The organism is Loigolactobacillus bifermentans DSM 20003 (genome assembly GCF_001434575.1).
Classification (GTDB): Bacteria; Bacillota; Bacilli; order Lactobacillales; family Lactobacillaceae; genus Loigolactobacillus; species Loigolactobacillus bifermentans.
Genome location: NZ_AZDA01000103.1, coordinates 1 through 266, shown reverse-complemented (window position 1 = coordinate 266; position 266 = coordinate 1). Strand labels below are relative to the sequence as shown.

1 rRNA gene is annotated in these 266 nt (G+C 50.8%); it reads right to left on the bottom strand.

Annotated features, from left to right (window positions below):
* Positions 1-68: 68 nt before the first annotated feature.
* Positions 69-266 (bottom strand): 16S ribosomal RNA (locus FC07_RS11895); the annotation flags it as partial.

Sequence of the window (266 nt, the reverse complement as noted above, 5' to 3'; positions counted from 1 at the left end):
TGAGAGTAAACCTCTCAAAACTGAGCAAAGTTTCGATTAATGTGTAGTTTTCCGTATTTATTCCTTAGAAAGGAGGTGATCCAGCCGCAGGTTCTCCTACGGCTACCTTGTTACGACTTCACCCCAATCATCTGTCCCACCTTAGACGGCTAGCTCCTCAAAGAGGTTACCCCACCGGCTTCGGGTGTTACAAACTCTCATGGTGTGACGGGCGGTGTGTACAAGGCCCGGGAACGTATTCACCGCGGCGTGCTGATCCGCGATTA